A 17,708-nucleotide genomic window follows, 5' to 3' on the forward strand; every position below is an offset into this window, starting at 1 on the left:
ACGGCGGGTATATGCCTGTACGTTATGTAAGACCGGGAATTACCCCAATGGTTGAATATAACCTTCGTTATTTTTACCACCTCCCGCCGCACAGCACCACCGGGGGATTGTTACCCCAGGTTATGCCGCGCCACCGGCAACAGATAACGCTCTGTTTCGGCCAGTATTTGCGCCAAGTATTCATTATCCAATTGGCGGAACACTCGCTGCACGTAGGGATCTTCCCCTTCTCCAGGAATGCGCTGATCGCCCTGCCAGGCCTGCAGCAGTTTGGCGCGTGCCTTAATTTGCGCTTCTTCCTCCCAGTCGATTTCCTGCGTTTCCGGCAGATAGCACTGACTTAGCCACGCCCAGCCGCTCTTGTTCAACAGCAGCAGCGGCTGACTCAGACCGCGCTGATAGCCCGCCAGCAGTTCCGCCAGCTGCGCCTGTGCCTCTTCTGGCGCCAGCGCGGCAAAGCGCCAGGCGGAATTCTTGCGGCCATACATGCGGCTCTCGCCGGTGCCGCCGGCGCAGCAGTACACCAGGTGCTCCAGCCACAGCAATATGCCGTCCACCGCCGACAGCGTAGCGGGCCGCCAGCGCAGCAGGCCGTCATCCTGCACCTGATGCAGCCAGCCGCTGAGACGTACGCCGGCGATATCGATATCCAGCTCCAGGCTATGGCTCTCTGCGCGTTCCGCACGCACCTGCTCGGCCAGTTCGCTCATCTCCTCCTGCTGTTTTTGCCAATAGATTTCGCCGAAGGCGCCATAGGGCAAGCCGCCGGCGGCGCGCACCCGCTGGAACAACCGTTCGGGATCGTCGCCGTCTATCAGCGTATTCAGCAGCTGGCTGTTGAACTGGTAACGGCTGAGGTTATCCAGCGTGAAGGGTTCTTCGTCGGGCAGCTCGGTCTCTTCCAGGATAAAACTGACGCCCAGCCGCAGTTGGAAAAATGCGCGAATCGGATGGCGGTAAAATCGCAGCAGCTCATCCAACGATATTTGCTGCAGCGCTTCGGCAGGCAGCGGCTGGTTGAACGCCGGATGCGCCGCACCGCGCCCATCGGCGGCTGGCAGCCACTCGGCGGCATAGCTTTGCGCCTCCGAGCCCGGCAAGAAATTCTCGGCGGCGAACGGCATGCGCGCGTGCCACTTCAGCAAGTGCTCACCAACCCGCCGGGCGCTGTCGTCTGCGCTGAGTTCCTCATCTCCCGGCAGACAATAGCTTTGCTCCAGGTACTCCAGCAGCTCGGTGACCAGCACCGAAGGGTAGCGCGGGCTGTTGTCTTGAATGGAACGGCCGATGAAACTGATATACAGCCGCTGCTGAGCGGACAAAATCGCTTCCAGGAACAGATAGCGGTCGTCATCGCGACGGCTACGGTCGCCGCGTTTGACCTGCTGCGCCATCAGATCGAACCCCAGCGGCGGCAGCGTGCGCGGATACACGCCGTCGTTCATGCCCAGCAGGCACACCACCTTGAACGGAATGGAACGCATCGGCATCAGCGTACAGAAGTTGATTTGCCCGGCGAGGAAGCGCTGGCTGATGCGCTCCTGATCGAGGCGCGCCGCCAGATCGTCACGCAGAATGGTCAACGGCACCTCATCGGGATAGCGCGCCGCCAGGCCAAAATTGATGGCCTGCTGCCACTGCTGTTCGATCAGCGCCAGCACAACTTCGGTGTCGCTGTCCGCAGCGAAGAAGGCATCCAGCAGTTGCCGGCACAGCGGCAGCCACGCTTCGAGCGGGCGCGCTTCGCTCAAGATTTGCCGCCAGTGGCTGAGCTGCGCCAGCAGATCCGCCAACTGCCCCGCCAACTCGGCGACCAATCCGCTCGATTCGTCGTAAGGTAAAATGCCCTGCCAATCGCCGGCATTGCTGTCCATCGCGTAGCCGAGCAGCATACGCGTAATGCCGAAGCGCCAGGTATGCTGGCCGGTGGCGGGCAGATCCAGTTCGCGCACGTTATCGTCGTCCAGGCCCCAGCGCACGCCGGATTCACCGACCCAATGACGCAACAGGCGCAGCCCCTCTTCGCCAATGGCGAAACGGGCGGCCAGGGCCGGCACCTCCAGCAGCGCCAGTACCTGTTCCGAGGTAAAACGGCTTTGCGGCAGATCGAGCAGTGAAATGAACGCCTGCAGCGCCGGATGTGCCTGGCGCGCTTTACGGTCGGAAATGGCGAACGGCAGGTAGCGCTCGGCGGGGGCATTGCCGAACACCGCCTGAATGTAAGGCGTGTAGCTGTCGATATCCGCCACCATCACGATGATATCGCGCGGCGTCAACGACGGATCCTGCGCCAGCATGCTCAGCAGCTGATCGTGCAAAACCTCCACTTCCCGCTGCGGGCTGTGGCAGGCATGCAGGCTGAGGGAACGGTCATTCTCATCAAGTGGACGTTTGCTGAAGCTGCTTTCCAGCGTTTCCGCAGTAATACCGATTACCGCATGGTCTTCCAGCTCCAGCATATCGCGCTGAACGACATGCAGCATGGTATCGGCCGGGATATCGACAAAGGCGTCGACCTCTTGCGCCCCTTCCATCTGCGACAGCAGATAGAGGTGATCGCGCCCCAGCTTGCCCCAGGAGGCCAGCAGCGGGTTACTGAGCTGCTGCTGGCCTTCGGCGTCAAACAGGCGCGCCGCGTCATCCGGCTCGCGGAACAGCCCCTGCTCACGAGCCTGGTGGTAGTGACGGCGCTTGCGGCTCTGCAAGCGAGCCAAGAAAGCGTAATCCTGAATGTCGCCCCAGTAATAGCGACAGGGGTTGGTGAACATCAGGTGGATATCGATATGCCGCCCCAGCGCCTGCAGCGCCTCCAAATAGACCGGCGGCAACGCCGAGATGCCGCAGATAAACACCCGCGGCGGCAAACCGGGCGGGCACGTTTTTGCCTGCTCCAGCGCGTGGATAAAGCGGCTGTACAGATTGGCACGGTGCCATTCCGGCTGCCCCAGCTCTTGCGTGTACTCCACCAATCGCGCCCAGAGCGGCGCCTGCCATTGCTGAGCTTCCGCCAGACCGTCGATGCGCTCACCGCGCTGCCAGCTCTCCAGCCACTGCGGGCGATAAACCAAATACTGGTCGAACAGGTCGGCGACCCGGCCGGCCAACTGGTGGATCTTGCGCTTGTCGCCGTCATCGGTCAGATAGTGCTGCAGTGGCGCAAACGCCGGCTGGGTCAGCATCTCCGGCAGCAACCACATCAGCTTCCAGGTCATCGCGTCCTTGCTGAAGGCGCTCTCTTTCGGGATATCCGGCAACACCCGGGTGAACATGTCCCAAATAAAGGTCGCCGGCAGCGGAAACGCAACATTGGCGGCGATGCCGAACTGTTCCGCCAGCTGCATCTGCAGCCATTGCGCCATGCCGGGGCTCTGCACCAGCACCACTTCCGGTTGAAAAGGATCGGCCAACGGATCTCTGGCTATCAGCGCGCTGGTCAGCGTTTTCAACAAATCCAGCTGATTGGAATGATAAACCGTGAACATCAAGGCTCCTTTAAAACAAAAGACATACCGGCTTAAAAGCGGGTGCAATACCAGCGGCTCAGCGTTGCCCACTGCCGCTGCGGCGTTTGGATCCTGACCGTCAATCGGCGGCAATCACTCTCGGCATCGTCAAGCGCCGTCTCGCGTCGCCACCCTTCCGGCAGCGGTTCAGCCTCGAGCCGCCCGGTGACGGCAAACGCCTCCAGCTGCTGATGCGCCAGCCCCCAGGCTTGCCGGTAGTGCCACTGGCGCTGAAACGACTGCAACAGCACCTGATGATACTGTAACAAGCCCAGCAGCGACACCGAGAACAGCAAGGCCGCCACCAACACTTCCGGCAGGCTGAAGCCGTTGCGGGATATCCGCCCAGCCCGAGTGTTAACCGTCACAGTCGGCCAGCCTTTTCTCGGGGCAAAAATCCAGCCGACCGCCCGGCTGTGCTTGCACTTTGCCAGCGGCCTCCGCGCCGTTAAAGGTGCCCCATTGATACAACCATAGCGGTTCACCGCCGCGCATCTCGCCAAGGCCGCGTACCGTCACAACGCCCGCTCTGGCAGACAGCCGAGCGCAGGCCGTCAGCTCCGCGCGCTGCCTGCATAACCAGGCCGCCGCACTCAGCTCAGCGCGTGGCCAGCGCTGGCTCATGCCCCAACTCAGCGCCGAAGCGGCCTGATTGTAAGCCTGAAGGTAACGCTGCTGATCGGCAGCCAGTAACAGCGCGTTATCCAACTGCCGATGCTGAGCGTTAAGCAACATCAGCCCGAGCGCCAGCAGCAGCATCACCGCCGCCAGGGTGCTACCGCCTCGCTGGGTGCGCCGGTTCATGGCAGCGCCGCCATTTCGACGCTCCCGCTCAGGCTGCGCCCGATACGTGCATCGCTGGCGGAGCGCCCCGCCAGCGTAAGGCGAGCCAAGGTCGCGCCGTGATTGCCCCGCTCTATCGCCACATGAAACCGCTCAATGCGCACCTCGTCATGGTCGAGCAGCCGCTCCCAGCCACCGCCATCGCATTGGCTCACGCCGCGCTGCCCTTCCAAGCCGCCATTGCGCAGCCGGTAACCAAAGTAGCCTGCATCCTCGCCCGAAGTGAGCCATTGCCCGCTGCGAGCAATGTCGTAGGCAACGATAACGCAGCTGCCCGCCGCTTCTCCCGCAGCCTGGCCGATCAGCAGCGGCCGGCCGGCGCACTGCCCGGCGCAAAAACCGGCGCGGCGCAGATCTTTCTCAATGCCGAACGCCAACTGCCGCAGCGTTGACTCCAGCCGAAAGTGCTGGCCGACGGCCACGCTTTGCTGGCGCAACAGCGGGTAAGTTTTCGCCGCGCCGAGCGCGATTACGCTGCCGAAGACCAACGCCAACATCACCTCCGGCAAGGTAAAACCGCGTTCTGGAGTCAACATAGCGCCATGCCCCTGAGCCGCTGCCCTTCGCTGCACAAACGCAGCCGCCCACGGGCGGACAGCACCAGCCGCAGGCTGCCTGCGTCGTTGCTGAGAAGGATGTGCCCCGCCTGCGCGGTATTGCGCAAACCGTAAAACCCAATCTCTTTGCCGGTGTAGCCGCTCAGCGCAACGTCGCGATAAGGCGGCGAGAAGGCAGAGCCTTCGGCGGAAGCGCAATCCGGCGGCGGCACGCCACCGCCCAAACACCAGGGCGTGCCGTTCTTGAACCACAGCAGCGTCGTGCGGTTACGCCAGTTGGCGTCCGCCTGCAAGCGCAGCAGAAACGCCAGCAGCTGTTGGGCCGTGTGTTCCAGCCGCAGCGCTTGCTGATGATAGCGCCATTGCCCGACGCCCCAGCCGGTCAGCATGGCGGCGATCAATATCGCCGCCAACAGCTCAATCAACGTCATGCCTCGCTGGCGATCATCAATGTTCGAGAGAGTATTGTCGTTCATGCCGCCAGTGTAAGGGCCGTAACAACGCGGTAAAGCCGCATGCGCAAGCGCTGCGGCAAGCTGCGCAATGTTTCCTCTACGACGGCAGGCGGCGACAAAAAAATGCGGCGCGGTGCGCAATGCGGATAAAAAAAGGGGCGCAATCGCTGCGCCCCTGATGTGATACGGTTAAGGTCAGATCGCGACCGGTGCCTTGATGGCCGGATGCGGATCGTAACCTTCGATCTCGAAGTCTTCGAAACGGTAATCGAACAGCGAAGCCGGTTTGCGTTTGATCACCAGCTTCGGCAACGGACGCGGTTCACGCGTCAGCTGCAGCTGAGTCTGTTCCATGTGGTTGCTGTACAGGTGGGTATCGCCGCCGGTCCAGACGAAATCGCCCACTTCCAGATCGCACTGCTGCGCCATCATGTGCACCAACAGCGCGTAGCTGGCGATGTTGAACGGCAGGCCGAGGAAGACATCGCAGGAACGCTGGTACAGCTGGCAAGAGAGCTTGCCGTCCGCTACGTAGAACTGGAAGAACGCGTGGCATGGCGCCAACGCCATCTGATCCAGCTCGCCGACGTTCCAGGCGGAAACGATGATGCGGCGCGAATCCGGATCCTGCTTCAGCTGTTGGAGCACGTTGCTCAGCTGATCGATCTGATGGCCGTCCGCTGTGCCCCAGGCGCGCCACTGTTTGCCGTACACCGGGCCGAGATCGCCGTTTTCATCGGCCCACTCGTCCCAAATGGTGACCTTGTTGTCACGCAGGTAGGCGATGTTGGTATCGCCGTTCAGGAACCATAACAGCTCATGAATGATCGAACGCAGATGACATTTTTTGGTGGTCACCAACGGGAAACCTTCCTGCAAGTTGAAACGCATCTGGTGGCCGAAAATCGACAACGTGCCAGTGCCGGTACGGTCGGCTTTAGGGGTGCCCTCGGCGAGCACCTTGTTCATCAAATCCAGATACTGTTTCATTTGTCCCTCACGACAGTTGTTGCTGCGGGCGACGACGGTACGCCCAAATCATCATAATAACACCGGCCACCACCATCGGGATGGACAGGATCTGCCCCATGCTGATCACGCCGTCGAACAAGCCAAGCTGGGCATCCGGCTGGCGGAACGCTTCAACGATGATGCGGAATGCGCCATAACCGATCAGGAACAGGCCCGATACGGCGCCCATCGGCCGCGGCTTGCGAATAAACAGGTTCAGAATGATAAACAGCACCACGCCTTCCAGCAGCAGTTCATACAGCTGCGACGGGTGGCGCGGCAGTACGCCGTACTGGTTCAGCAGCGGCAGCAGAGAAGGATCGGCGGCGGCGAGGGCCACGTCTTCGCTGCGCGAGCTTGGGAACAGCATTGCCCAAGGGGTATCGGTGGTCACGCGGCCCCACAGTTCACCGTTGATGAAGTTGCCGAGGCGGCCGGCACCCAGACCGAATGGGATCAGTGGCGCGATAAAATCGGAAACCTGGAAGAAGGTGCGTTTGGTGCGGCGAGCGAACCAGAACATCACCAGAATCACCCCCATCAAGCCGCCGTGGAACGACATGCCGCCATCCCAGACCTTGAACAGATAGAGCGGGTTATCCAGGAACAGCGGCAAGTTGTAGAACAGCACATAGCCTACGCGGCCGCCGACGAATACGCCCAGGAAACCGGCGTAGAGCAGGTTTTCAACTTCGTCTTTGGTCCAGCCGCTGCCCGGCTTGTTGGCGCGGCGCACCGCCAGCCACATGGCAAAAACGAAACCGACCAGGTACATCAGGCCGTACCAATGCAAAGAAACCGGGCCAATGGAGAAAATGACCGGATCAAATTTAGGAAACGCCAGATAGCTATTGCTCATCTATCACCACAACATGTCTGTTATTTTTCCCCATGCGGGGGCGGCAGGTGCCAAGCGGCGACGGAGATTATCCCGCGCCTTGCAAACGGCAGCGTTAGCCGCTGTGGTGTGCAAGGCGACGAGCATGCGCCGCGCTGAGGTTGCGCATCATAACATAGGCTTAGCGCGGTCCGGTCCGGCAGGGCGGGAAAAGTTCTGTAAAAAAATCACACCGCACGGCGGCTATCGGCCCCCACGGATCAGCCCGCCCATGCCGCGCCGCTCCATAAACGCCGCCACCAGATGGCGCACTTCGGTGGTCATCTGGGTGTTCAACACCCGCTGCGCCAGCACTTCGGCGTCGGCAAGGTCGATATGCCGCAGCAGGTATTTGATGCGCGCCACGCTGCGGCCGTTCATGCTCAGATTACGATAGCCCATACCCACCAGCAACAGCGCGCCCATGGGATCGCCGGCCAGTTCACCGCAGAGGCTAAGCTGCAACCCGGCTGCTTTCCCCTGCTCGGCAATCAATCTCAGCACCTGCAACATCGCGGGATGCAAACTGTCGTACAACGAGGCGACCCGGGTGTTGTTGCGATCCACCGCCAGCAGGTACTGCGTCAAGTCGTTAGTGCCGACCGAGATGAAATCAACGCGCCCGGCCAGATGCGGGATCAGGAAAATCATCGACGGCACTTCCAGCATCACGCCGATTTTCGGTTTCGGGATCGCGTAGCCGAGCACTTCTTCCACCTCGCGCCCGGCGCGGTCAATCAGGCGCTTAGCCTCGTCGACCTCTTCCAGGCTGGTGACCATCGGCAGCAGAATGCCCAGGTTGCCGGTGCCGGCGTTGGCACGCAGCATCGCGCGCACCTGAATCAAAAAGATCTCCGGCTGATCCAGGGTAATACGGATGCCGCGCCAGCCCAGGCAAGGGTTCTCTTCGCTGATCGGCATATAAGGCAGTTGCTTGTCGGCGCCGATGTCCAGGGTGCGCAGCGTGACCGGCTTGCTCGGGTAAAGCTGCAGCATGCCCTGGTACTGCGCGACCTGCTCCTCTTCGGAAGGGAAGCCGCTTTGCAGCATGAACGGGATTTCGGTGCGGTATAGCCCCACGCCATCCACCCGGCCGCCCAACAGCTGTTCATGTTCCGGGCTGAGGCCGGCATTCAGCATCACCTGAATGCGCTCGCCGCTTTTCAACTGCGCCGGCTGCTCGACGTCGTCTTCCGCCAGCTTGCTCAGCTCCAGCTCTTCGCTGATCAGCCGTTGATATTCCTGCACCAGTACCGGCTCAGGATCGACCAGCAGTTCACCGCGATAACCGTCGACGATCAGCAGCCGCTGGCTGAGCAGAGAAGGCTGGATGTCGGCGCCCATCACCGTCGGCACCCCCATCGCCCGCACTAGAATTGCCGCATGCGAGTTGGCGGCACCGTCGCGCACCACCACGCCGACCAGACGATCCTGCGGCACTTCGGCCAGCAATGTCGCGGTCAGTTCATCCGCCACCAGCACAAAACGCGCCGGCCACTGGGTGGCGCCCTGGGTGGTGTCGTCGAGGTGGAACAGCAGGCGCTGGCCCAGCGCGCGCAGGTCGCTGCCGCGCTCGCGCATGTAGGTGTCCTGCAGTTTGGCGAACTGCTCGGCAAAGGTTTCTATCACCTGCTTCACCGCCCACTCCGCCACCGAACCGTTGTCGATTTCGGCGAACAGTTCGCGCTTGAGACGGGCGTCGTTTAACAGGTGAGAATAAAGATCGAAGATCGCCGCGCTCTCTTTTTGCGAACTGGCGGCAAAACGCTTGCTGAAGCGGCGAAACTCCGCGCCGGCCTCTTCCAGCGCCAGCGTCAGGCGCTCGCGCTCGCTAGCGGTGTCCAGCGTCGACGCGCGGTAAACCTGATCGAGCGAAGGCTGGCTGCTGTCCTGCCACCCTTCCGCCACCGCCACGCCGGGCGAAGCCGCCAGCGCGCGCACGCGCGTTTGGCGATACTGGCCGAAAATGGCGTTGAGCTGCGACTGTGACAGGATCCCGGCCATCTGCGTGGCCAGGGTGACCATGAAAGACTCTTCGCTTTCGTCGAACTGGCGCAGTTCGCGCTGCTGCACCACCAGCACGCCCAGCAGCTGGCGCCGATGAATGATCGGCACCCCGAGGAAGGATCGGAAACGATCCTCTTTCACCTGCGGAACGTATTTGAAACTGGGGTGGCTTTGGGCATCGGCCAGGTTGATAGGCTCGGCCCGGCGGCCGACCAACCCGACGACGCCCTCGTCAAACGCCAATGCGATAGTGCGCCCGCGCGGCTTCTTCAGCCCGCGCGTGGCCATCAGGTAGTAACAGCGGCGATCGTTGTCCGCCAGGTAGATGGAACACACTTCGGTGTCCATCGCCAGACAGGTTTCATTGACCAGCAGATCCAGCGCATCCGTCAGACTGGCCGCCGCGGCCACCTTCTCTACAATTTCTCGCAAGCGCGTGAGCATAGTCGGCTTAACTTAACCTCTCTTTCGGCGATAAGCGGGGGCCTGCCGCGGCGCCGCCTGCTCTTGCATCGGCATCACGGTCACGGCGAATTCTTTCATCACCCGGCGATAGACGTCGCGTTTGAACGACACCACCTGGCGCACCGGATACCAGAAGCTCACCCAGCGCCAACCGTCGAACTCCGGCGTGCTGCTGCGCTGCATATTGATATCAGCGTCATTGCACAGTAGCTGCAACAAAAACCATTTTTGCTTTTGGCCGATACAAACCGGCTTTGTGTCCCAACGCACCAAACGTTTCGGCAATTTATAGCGCAACCAGTTGCGGGTCGAAGCCAGGATGCGCACATCCTTTTTACTCAGCCCCACTTCTTCGAACAGCTCACGGTACATCGCCTGCTCCGCAGTTTCGCCAGGGTTAATCCCACCTTGGGGAAACTGCCAGGAGTGCTGACCGTAACGGCGGGCCCATAAGACCTGCCCCTGACGATTACAGATTACGATACCAACATTCGGGCGGTAGCCATCATCATCGATCACCGGACTACCTCGATAAGCTTAAATTCGCATAGATGTCCTGATTGTTTCACACAAGCTACAGGCGGTAAACCACTGCTTTACGGCGCTGCGGACCGGATAACATTGGGATAACTCACAGATATAGGCAAAGTTATAAACATACCCCAGCCTTTCGGGCCGGTTTTATTCACTTTTTCTGTGGATAGGTGTGTGCAGAACTCGAGGGATAAGCCGGTACAACTCTTAAACCCCAAAATCCCCCACCGCCCCCCAAAACACACATTTACTTTAAAAACAAATAATTAATTAACACCCCATCATTATGTACAGGGTAAAAATGTGATCTATGCACGGTAAGGATCTTACCCTGGCGAAAGATCCACCAACGCCGTTTTTATCCACAGATTATCCGAGCAAGTTACGCACAAAACGGACAAATTCGTAAAAAACCGCCCGAGTCAAGGCTGTAAATTGAACCAGTGATCGGTAAAAATTTGGGTTATCCCATAAATCTGTGGATAAATAGGTGTAAGATCCTGTTTATTGTCGGTGGCTTCAGGTGAACAAGCCCCGCCAGTGCATTGCCTCCCCCGCAAGGAAATGAAAAAAGTCATGTAAAATCATGCTACTATTATTCTTTTCCCCAGGCGATGACGGTTATCGTTCGTCGTGCATAATTGCAGTACGTTTTTCAACCAAATTCGACAGGCTTGATTTATGGCGTTTTTATCCCCTTTGCCGCCCCCGCCGGAAAATGAACGGCAGCTGTTCGAGCGTGCTCAGGCGCTGGCCGGCGCCAGCTTTGGCGAGCTGGCCGCCCGCGCGCAGCTGCCGATCCCCAAGGATCTGAAGCGCGATAAGGGCTGGGTGGGCATGCTGCTGGAGCTGTACCTCGGCGCCATGGCCGGCAGCAAACCGGAGCAGGACTTTCCCGAACTGGGCATCGAGCTGAAAACCATTCCTGTCGACGCCGCCGGCAAACCGCTGGAAACCACTTTTGTCTGCGTCGCCCCGCTTACCGGCAACAGCGGCGTCACCTGGGCCAGCAGCCACGTTCGCCACAAGTTGGCGCGCGTCTTGTGGATACCGGTAGAAGGCGAACGGCAGATCCCGCTGGCCGAACGCCGCGTCGGCTCGCCGCTGCTGTGGAGCCCGAGCGCCGCAGAAGAAGAGAGTCTGCGCCGCGATTGGGAAGAGTTGATGGATCTGATCGTACTCGGCCACGTAGAGCGCATCACCGCACGCCACGGCGAAGTGCTGCAGCTGCGCCCCAAAGCCGCCAACAGCAAGGCGCTCACCGAAGCCATCGGCGAACAGGGGCAACCTATCATGACGCTGCCGCGCGGTTTCTATCTGAAAAAGAGTTTTACCGGCGCGCTGCTGGCAAGACATTTCTCAATCTAAGCGATTTCGTTTAACTCTGGTTTAGCTAACCCTGTCAGCGCCACGATAAACGCGTATAATTCACGCTTTGCATTTATTAAGTATTAAGGTGTGCCGGGCAATGTTCGAATGGATTATGGATCCCAATGCCTGGTTAGCGTTAGGTACGCTAACCATTCTTGAGATCGTACTGGGTATTGATAACATCATTTTTCTGTCGCTGGTGGTGGCCAAGCTGCCCAAAGCGCAACAGAACAAAGCTCGCCGGCTCGGTCTGGCCGCCGCCATGATTATGCGCCTGGCGCTGTTGGCCTCCATCGCCTGGGTGATCCGCTTGACGCACCCGCTGTTTACCGTGTGGGATCACGCCATTTCCGCCCGCGATCTGATCCTGCTGTTAGGGGGGCTGTTCCTGATCTGGAAAGCCAGCAAAGAGATCCACGAAACCATCGAAGGCACGGAAGAAGAGCACCACACCAAGGTGCACAGCTTCTTCGGCGCGATCGTGCAGATCATGCTGCTCGATATTATCTTCAGTCTGGACTCGGTGATTACCGCCGTGGGCCTTTCCGACCATCTGTTCATCATGATGGCGGCAGTAGTGATCGCCGTCGGTGTGATGATGTTCGCCGCCCGGCCGATCGGTGAGTTCGTCAATCGCCATCCGTCGGTGAAAATGCTGGCGCTGGCGTTCCTGATCCTGGTGGGCTTCACGCTGATGCTGGAAAGTTTCCAGGTGCACGTGCCGAAAGGCTACATCTACTTCGCCATGTTCTTCTCGATGTCGGTAGAAGCGCTCAATCTGATGCGCAGCAAGAAAAACCGCTCGCCGGAATAACCCTACCCGGAAGCCGCCATCGGCGGCTTCCATCGCTTCGTTGACCTCTCATTTCACTTTTTCTTATCAGATAAAGACTTATCTGAGACGCCCTTCGCCGAGAGTTTGCTAATCTTGAAATAACAACCTTTTCTGGATAATCGAGGATCCGCAGGATGAAAAAGTGGGTAATGGCAGTGTCTGCGCTGGTGATGGTGGCCGGCCTGGCGGGATGTTCCAGCGACTACGTGATGGCGACCAAAGATGGCAACATGATCCTGACGCAAGGCAAGCCAGAGATCGACAAAGATACTGGCCTCATCAGCTATAAAGACGAGAAAGGCAACCACCGCCAGATCAACGGCGATCAGGTTTCCCAGGTTATCGAACGCTAATCACCGCCCGCCGGCTATCGCCCGCGCGAGCGCGGTAGCCCTCATTCGTGTCCGCACGGAATCCGCTTCCCCCATCTTCACCGCTTGGTTATAGTCAGGAAAGGCGACATCGCCGCCCGACGGACTTTGCGCCGTCTTCTGACATTGTGCTCCTGTTTCACCGGGCCGCGCGGCCCGTCAGCGCTAACAAGAAAGGAAGGCCGTTAATGCAATACCACCGTATTCCCCACAGTTCTTTAGAAGTGAGCGTGCTGGGACTGGGCACCATGACCTTTGGCGAACAGAACACCGAAGCCGACGCCCATGCGCAACTGGACTATGCATTGGCCGCAGGCGTGAACCTGATAGATACCGCCGAACTGTATCCGGTGCCGCCCCGCCCGGAAACCCAGGGCCTGACCGAGAGCTATATCGGCAGCTGGATCAAGGCACGCGGCAATCGCGAAAAAATCGTCCTGGCCAGCAAAGTCTCGGGCCCGGTGCGCGGCACCGACAGCAGCATCCGCCCGCAGCAGGCGCTCGATCGCAAAAACATCCGCGCCGCTCTCGACGCCAGCCTCAAGCGGCTGAACACCGATTATCTCGATCTTTACCAATTGCACTGGCCGCAGCGCGCCACCAACTGCTTTGGCAAACTCAACTATCAATACACCGATGACAAAGCTACGGTTACGCTGCTGGAAACGCTGGAGGCGCTGACCGAGCAGGTGCGCGCCGGCAAGATTCGCTATATCGGGGTTTCCAATGAAACGCCCTGGGGCGTGATGCGCTACCTGCAGCTGGCGGAGAAACACGAGCTGCCGCGCATCGTGTCGATTCAAAACCCGTACAGCCTGCTGAACCGCAGCTTTGAGATTGGCCTGGCCGAGATCAGCCAGCACGAAGGGGTGGAACTGCTGGCCTATTCCAGCCTGGCGTTCGGCACCCTGAGCGGCAAATACCTCAACGGCGCTAAACCGGCCGGTGCGCGCAATACGCTGTTCACCCGCTTCAACCGTTATTCAGGGCAGCAAACCCAGCTGGCGATCGCCGAGTACGTGGCGCTGGCCAAAAAACACGGGCTGGATCCTTCGCAGATGGCCTTGGCCTTCGTGCGTCAGCAGCCGTTCGTCGCCAGCACCCTGCTGGGCGCCACCACGGTGGAGCAGTTGAAAATCAACATCGACAGCCTCGATGTGGTATTGGATGAGGACGTGCTGCAGGCGCTGGAAGAAATCCATACCCGGTTTACCATTCCGGCACCTTAATACAGCCGAGGCGCAGCCTGGCTGCGCCCCGTTTTTTACCGCCGCTGCGACCACCATAGCACGCTAATCGCCAGCGCAAACACCACGCCAAACCCTACGCCGACGCCCACCACCGGCACGCCCAGCTTCACCACCAGCGAATACAGCGCCAGCATCAGCAACATGGCGGCGTTTTCACCCAGGTTTTGCACCGCGATCGCATTGCCGGCGCCGACCGAGTGCTTGCCCCGCTCCTGCAGCAACGCATTGAGCGGCACCACGAAGAAGCCCCCCAGCATGCCGATGATCGCCAGCAAGACATAGGCATTGAGCATGGTGGTTTGCAGCGCGAACACCGCGACCGCGACGCCGATCAGGATCCCGGCCGGCATGCAGCGTTTTACCGTCTTCAGCGTGACGAAGCGCGCGGCAGCGCCGGCCCCCACCACGATACCTACGGCCACCATGGCGTTCAGCAGCGTCGGCGTGGCGTTATCGGCGATACCGAGCGCCACCGGCACCCACAGCACCAGCAGAAAACGCAGCGTCACGCCGGCCCCCCAGAACAGGCTGGTGCCGATCAAGGAGAAACGCGTCTGCCCATCGCGCCATAACGTGACGCAGGCGGTAAAGAAGCTGTTCGTCATGGCCTGCGGGCGCCAGGAGGCCCCCGGGCGCGCCGCCGCCAGACGCGGAATATACAGGTTGGCGACCACCGCTCCCGCGTAAACCAAGGCGCAGGCCGCCAGCGCCGCGACCACATGCCAGTCCGCCAGAATACCGCCGGCCACCGAACCGGTCAGAATGGCGGCGATGGTCGAGGCCTCCATCAGGCCGTTAGCCTTGACCAGCTTCTCGCCGCTGGTGATCTCGCCCAGAATGCCGTATTTGGCCGGCGAATACGCAGCGGCCCCCACGCCGACCAGGCTGTAACCGAGAAACGGGTTGAACCCAAAGCAGATCACCAACGCCCCCGCCAGCTTCAGGGCGTTGGCGAACATCATCACCCGCCCTTTGGCGAAGCTGTCGGCCACCTGGCCGACAAACGGTGCCAGGATGATGTAGGTGGCAACAAAGGCCATCTGCAGGATCGGCTGGCTCCAGTCCGGATACAGCTGCTGCTTGATCAACGCCAGCGTGGCGAACAGCAGCGCATTGTCGCCGAACGCCGAGAGGAACTGCGCGCTGATGACGGCGATCATGCCGCGTGACAACAAAGGGGATTCGGTCGAAGGATTCATCAGGCACTCTCCGGCTGTTCGGCCATATGACGCAGGGTGACAAAATCGGGTTTGCCGCTGCCGAGCACCGGCAGCGTTTTCAACAGGCGAATATCACGCGGCACCGCCAGCTCCGGACTGCCCAGCTCGCGCGCCACTCGCAGCAATGCCTCGCGTGTGATGGCGGGATCGGTGGTGAACAGCACCAGCGCCTCACCTTTGCTGCTGTCGCTTTTGGCGGTGGCGGCATGCAGTTTTTCCGGCGACAGCCGCTGCGCCAGCAATTCGACGCTCTCAAGCGACACCATCTCCCCCGCCAGCTTGGCGAAGCGCTTCACGCGGCCGCGAATGGTGCAGTAACCCTGCTCATCCAGGCTGACGATATCGCCGGTGTCGTACCAGCCCGGCTGCAGCACGCCGTTCTCATCTTCCGCCGCCGGCGGCTCCAGCTCGCCGGGGCGCTCAACCCGCAGATAGCCTTTCATGATATTCGGCCCCTTCAGCTGCAGGCGGCCGCCGTTATCGATGCCCGGCACCGCGATCAGGCGCGCCTCCATCTGCGGCATGATGCGGCCAACGGTGCCCACTTTCGTCGCCAGCGGCACGTTAATGGAGACCACCGGCGCGCACTCGGTCACGCCATAGCCTTCCAGGATGCGGATGCCGTATTTGTCCTGGTAGATCTGTTTGGTGCTGTCCGCCAGTTTTTCCGCGCCGGCCACCACGTAGCGCAGGCGGGCGAAATCATACGGATGCGCGAAGCGCGCATAGTTGTTGAGGAAGGTCGCCGTGCCGAACAGCACCGTGCAGTTGCGGTCATACACCAGCTCCGGCACCACGCGATAATGAAGTGGGCTGGGGTAGAGAAAAATGCGGCTGCCGGTGATCAGCGGCGTGAGCAGCCCCACCGTCAGACCGAACGAGTGGAACAGCGGCAGCGACGACATGAAGCGGTCGCGCGGCGTGAAGTCGGCGATGGTGCGAATTTGTTCTACGTTGGCCAGCAGGCTGGCGTGCGAATGCACCACGCCCTTGGGGTGGCCTTCGGAACCGGAAGTGAACAGGATCAGCGCCGCGTCTTCCGGGCGTTGCGGCAACGCCGCGCGCTGCGGCTGCAGCAAATGCCGCAAAATCCACAGCTTGTCCGCCAGCGTGACCGTATCTTTCAAATCTTCCAGATACACCCAGTTGGCCTGCGGCACCTGTTCCGGCAGGTGAGTCAGCTTGCCCTTTTCCAGAAACTGGCGCGAGGTGACGATGGTCTTGATGTCGGCGGCAGTCATCGCGCTGTTCAGACCGTTGGCGCCGGCGGTGTAGTTGAGCATCGCCGGGATGCGGTTACGCAGCGAAGCGCCGAAGATCGCCGCCGCGGTGATGGTGGCGTTCGGCAACAGCAGGCCGACGTGTTCCCCTTCGGCGGTAAAGCGCTGCAGAATACGGCTGACGCCCAGCGATTTCTTGATCAACGTCTGGTAACTGTCTTCTTTGAAAGCGATGTCTTCGATACAGGGCTTGCGGCGCCCGTAGCGGTGCTGCGCCGCCAGCAAGGCATGGAACAGCGTCTGCGGTTCACGCGTATCCATCCGCGCCCGCATCATGATCTGCATCAGCCGATCGCCCGCCAGCGCCCGGCGTTCACGCGCGCGCGGCGCTTCCGGCATCGGCAGCGTGGTCGGCGGCAAGATGCGGATGCTGATTCGCGGGAACCAGCGGATCTTGAATACCCCGGCCATGCGGCCGAACCGGCTGAATTCGGGGCCGTCGATCCGCACCGGCACCACGGTGGCGCCCGATTTGGCGGCGATAAACGCCGCGCCATCGTAGATTTTCATCAGCGCGCCGGTCACGGTGATACGCCCTTCAGGGAACACCACGATCGGCCGCCCCTGCTCGACCATCCGCACCAGTTGCTTAATGGCCATCGGCTTGGTGGGATCGAGCGAGACGAAATCGATGTAAGGCCGCAGCCAGCGCATAAACCAGCTTTCGCCGATGCTGGCGTAAACCGCAAACACCGGTTTAATCGGCAGGAACAGCGCCAGCAGTACGCCGTCGAGGAAAGAGACGTGGTTCGGCGTAATCAGCAGTTTTTGCCGATCGAAGTGCTGGACGTCCCCTTCGACTCGAACCCGAAACAGCAGGCGAAACAGCGCGCGCAGCAGTGAAAAGATCATGCCCTTCTCCCTTGGCCATGGAGGCGTAAATCGTTGTAGGGAAAAGAATACTATATGGCAGGCAAAAAAAAACCTACGCATCCGCGTAGGTTGGTGCAATTGAAAATGGCTTCAACATACAGAGTATGCTGATTTCTCACCAATCAATACCTCTGGGATCACCTACTCTAGAGAGATGGCGTGCAGGAAACTACCGGCGAATCGCAAGAGTTCTGCTCCAAATGCAACCAGCTGTAAATTTCCCGCGATCTGCTGTAATAACTCAATGAAACTTAAA

General features: G+C 60.3%; 15 protein-coding genes. 4 read left to right on the forward strand and 11 right to left on the reverse strand.

What is annotated here, in order from left to right; all coding sequences use genetic code 11:
• Positions 1–110: 110 nt before the first annotated feature.
• From recC to rppH, 9 genes are all read right to left on the reverse strand, one after another.
• On the reverse strand, positions 111–3,482 hold the full coding sequence (gene recC, locus V8N38_RS20180; RefSeq protein WP_147840315.1) for an exodeoxyribonuclease V subunit gamma: 3,372 nt from the start codon (positions 3,480–3,482) through the stop codon (positions 111–113).
• Positions 3,483–3,514: 32 nt separating this feature from the next.
• Positions 3,515–3,871, reverse strand: a complete 357-nt coding sequence (locus V8N38_RS20185) for a prepilin-type N-terminal cleavage/methylation domain-containing protein (RefSeq protein ID WP_060423018.1) — start codon at positions 3,869–3,871, stop codon at positions 3,515–3,517.
• The gene (locus V8N38_RS20190; RefSeq protein ID WP_087763673.1) at positions 3,861–4,307 is read right to left on the reverse strand and encodes a YgdB family protein; all 447 of its coding nucleotides are present in this window, start codon (positions 4,305–4,307) and stop codon (positions 3,861–3,863) included. The genes V8N38_RS20185 and V8N38_RS20190 overlap by 11 nt, the downstream gene beginning before the upstream one ends.
• Positions 4,304–4,882, reverse strand: a complete 579-nt coding sequence (locus V8N38_RS20195) for a prepilin peptidase-dependent protein (RefSeq protein WP_060423012.1) — start codon at positions 4,880–4,882, stop codon at positions 4,304–4,306. The genes V8N38_RS20190 and V8N38_RS20195 overlap by 4 nt, the downstream gene beginning before the upstream one ends.
• Positions 4,876–5,379, reverse strand: a complete 504-nt coding sequence (locus V8N38_RS20200) for a prepilin peptidase-dependent protein (protein WP_141960063.1) — start codon at positions 5,377–5,379, stop codon at positions 4,876–4,878. The genes V8N38_RS20195 and V8N38_RS20200 overlap by 7 nt, the downstream gene beginning before the upstream one ends.
• 174 nt (positions 5,380–5,553) lie before the next feature.
• Complete coding sequence (gene thyA, locus V8N38_RS20205) at positions 5,554–6,348, reverse strand: thymidylate synthase (RefSeq protein WP_141960065.1); 795 nt, start codon at positions 6,346–6,348, stop codon at positions 5,554–5,556.
• 7 nt (positions 6,349–6,355) lie between these two features.
• Complete coding sequence (gene lgt, locus V8N38_RS20210; protein WP_015378920.1) at positions 6,356–7,228, reverse strand: prolipoprotein diacylglyceryl transferase; 873 nt, start codon at positions 7,226–7,228, stop codon at positions 6,356–6,358.
• A gap of 222 nt (positions 7,229–7,450) precedes the next feature.
• On the reverse strand, positions 7,451–9,697 hold the full coding sequence (gene ptsP, locus V8N38_RS20215) for a phosphoenolpyruvate--protein phosphotransferase (RefSeq protein WP_038878700.1): 2,247 nt from the start codon (positions 9,695–9,697) through the stop codon (positions 7,451–7,453).
• Between the two features lie 12 nt (positions 9,698–9,709).
• A complete protein-coding gene (rppH, locus tag V8N38_RS20220; RefSeq protein ID WP_004931849.1) occupies positions 9,710–10,237 on the reverse strand; it encodes an RNA pyrophosphohydrolase in 528 nt (175 codons plus the stop codon).
• A 696-nt stretch (positions 10,238–10,933) separates the two neighbouring features.
• Between rppH and mutH the strand changes: the two genes are divergently transcribed.
• From mutH to V8N38_RS20240, 4 genes are all read left to right on the forward strand, one after another.
• Positions 10,934–11,620: a DNA mismatch repair endonuclease MutH gene (mutH, locus tag V8N38_RS20225; protein WP_038878695.1), complete on the forward strand. Its 687-nt coding sequence runs from the start codon at positions 10,934–10,936 to the stop codon at positions 11,618–11,620.
• 100 nt (positions 11,621–11,720) lie between these two features.
• Positions 11,721–12,437, forward strand: coding sequence for a TerC family protein (locus V8N38_RS20230; protein WP_049273516.1), 717 nt, complete (start codon positions 11,721–11,723; stop codon positions 12,435–12,437).
• A 155-nt stretch (positions 12,438–12,592) separates the two neighbouring features.
• Positions 12,593–12,811 (forward strand): YgdI/YgdR family lipoprotein, encoded by a 219-nt coding sequence (locus tag V8N38_RS20235; RefSeq protein WP_038878690.1) that lies wholly within the window; start codon positions 12,593–12,595, stop codon positions 12,809–12,811.
• Between the two features lie 206 nt (positions 12,812–13,017).
• A complete protein-coding gene (locus tag V8N38_RS20240; protein WP_060423007.1) occupies positions 13,018–14,058 on the forward strand; it encodes an NADP(H)-dependent aldo-keto reductase in 1,041 nt (346 codons plus the stop codon).
• Between the two features lie 35 nt (positions 14,059–14,093).
• On the opposite strand, the gene lplT is transcribed toward V8N38_RS20240, so the two are convergent.
• Both lplT and aas read right to left on the reverse strand, forming a co-directional pair.
• The gene (gene lplT / locus V8N38_RS20245) at positions 14,094–15,278 is read right to left on the reverse strand and encodes a lysophospholipid transporter LplT (RefSeq protein ID WP_060423003.1); all 1,185 of its coding nucleotides are present in this window, start codon (positions 15,276–15,278) and stop codon (positions 14,094–14,096) included.
• The gene (gene aas, locus V8N38_RS20250; RefSeq protein WP_084827217.1) at positions 15,278–17,431 is read right to left on the reverse strand and encodes a bifunctional acyl-ACP--phospholipid O-acyltransferase/long-chain-fatty-acid--ACP ligase; all 2,154 of its coding nucleotides are present in this window, start codon (positions 17,429–17,431) and stop codon (positions 15,278–15,280) included. Before aas ends, lplT begins: the two co-directional genes overlap by 1 nt.
• Positions 17,432–17,708: the final 277 nt, after the last annotated feature.

The sequence above is a fragment of the Serratia nevei genome (assembly GCF_037948395.1).
Taxonomy (GTDB): domain Bacteria; phylum Pseudomonadota; class Gammaproteobacteria; order Enterobacterales; family Enterobacteriaceae; genus Serratia; species Serratia nevei.

Coding starts and splice junctions, on each gene's coding strand:
- recC (WP_147840315.1), bottom strand. CDS start 3,482: ATGTTCACGGTTTATCATTCCAATCAGCTGGATTTGTTGAAAACGCTG.
- V8N38_RS20190 (WP_087763673.1), bottom strand. CDS start 4,307: ATGAACCGGCGCACCCAGCGAGGCGGTAGCACCCTGGCGGCGGTGATG.
- V8N38_RS20195 (WP_060423012.1), bottom strand. CDS start 4,882: ATGTTGACTCCAGAACGCGGTTTTACCTTGCCGGAGGTGATGTTGGCG.
- V8N38_RS20200 (WP_141960063.1), bottom strand. CDS start 5,379: ATGAACGACAATACTCTCTCGAACATTGATGATCGCCAGCGAGGCATG.
- thyA (WP_141960065.1), bottom strand. CDS start 6,348: ATGAAACAGTATCTGGATTTGATGAACAAGGTGCTCGCCGAGGGCACC.
- lgt (WP_015378920.1), bottom strand. CDS start 7,228: ATGAGCAATAGCTATCTGGCGTTTCCTAAATTTGATCCGGTCATTTTC.
- ptsP (WP_038878700.1), bottom strand. CDS start 9,697: ATGCTCACGCGCTTGCGAGAAATTGTAGAGAAGGTGGCCGCGGCGGCC.
- mutH (WP_038878695.1), top strand. CDS start 10,934: ATGGCGTTTTTATCCCCTTTGCCGCCCCCGCCGGAAAATGAACGGCAG.
- V8N38_RS20230 (WP_049273516.1), top strand. CDS start 11,721: ATGTTCGAATGGATTATGGATCCCAATGCCTGGTTAGCGTTAGGTACG.
- V8N38_RS20235 (WP_038878690.1), top strand. CDS start 12,593: ATGAAAAAGTGGGTAATGGCAGTGTCTGCGCTGGTGATGGTGGCCGGC.
- V8N38_RS20240 (WP_060423007.1), top strand. CDS start 13,018: ATGCAATACCACCGTATTCCCCACAGTTCTTTAGAAGTGAGCGTGCTG.
- lplT (WP_060423003.1), bottom strand. CDS start 15,278: ATGAATCCTTCGACCGAATCCCCTTTGTTGTCACGCGGCATGATCGCC.
- aas (WP_084827217.1), bottom strand. CDS start 17,431: ATGATCTTTTCACTGCTGCGCGCGCTGTTTCGCCTGCTGTTTCGGGTT.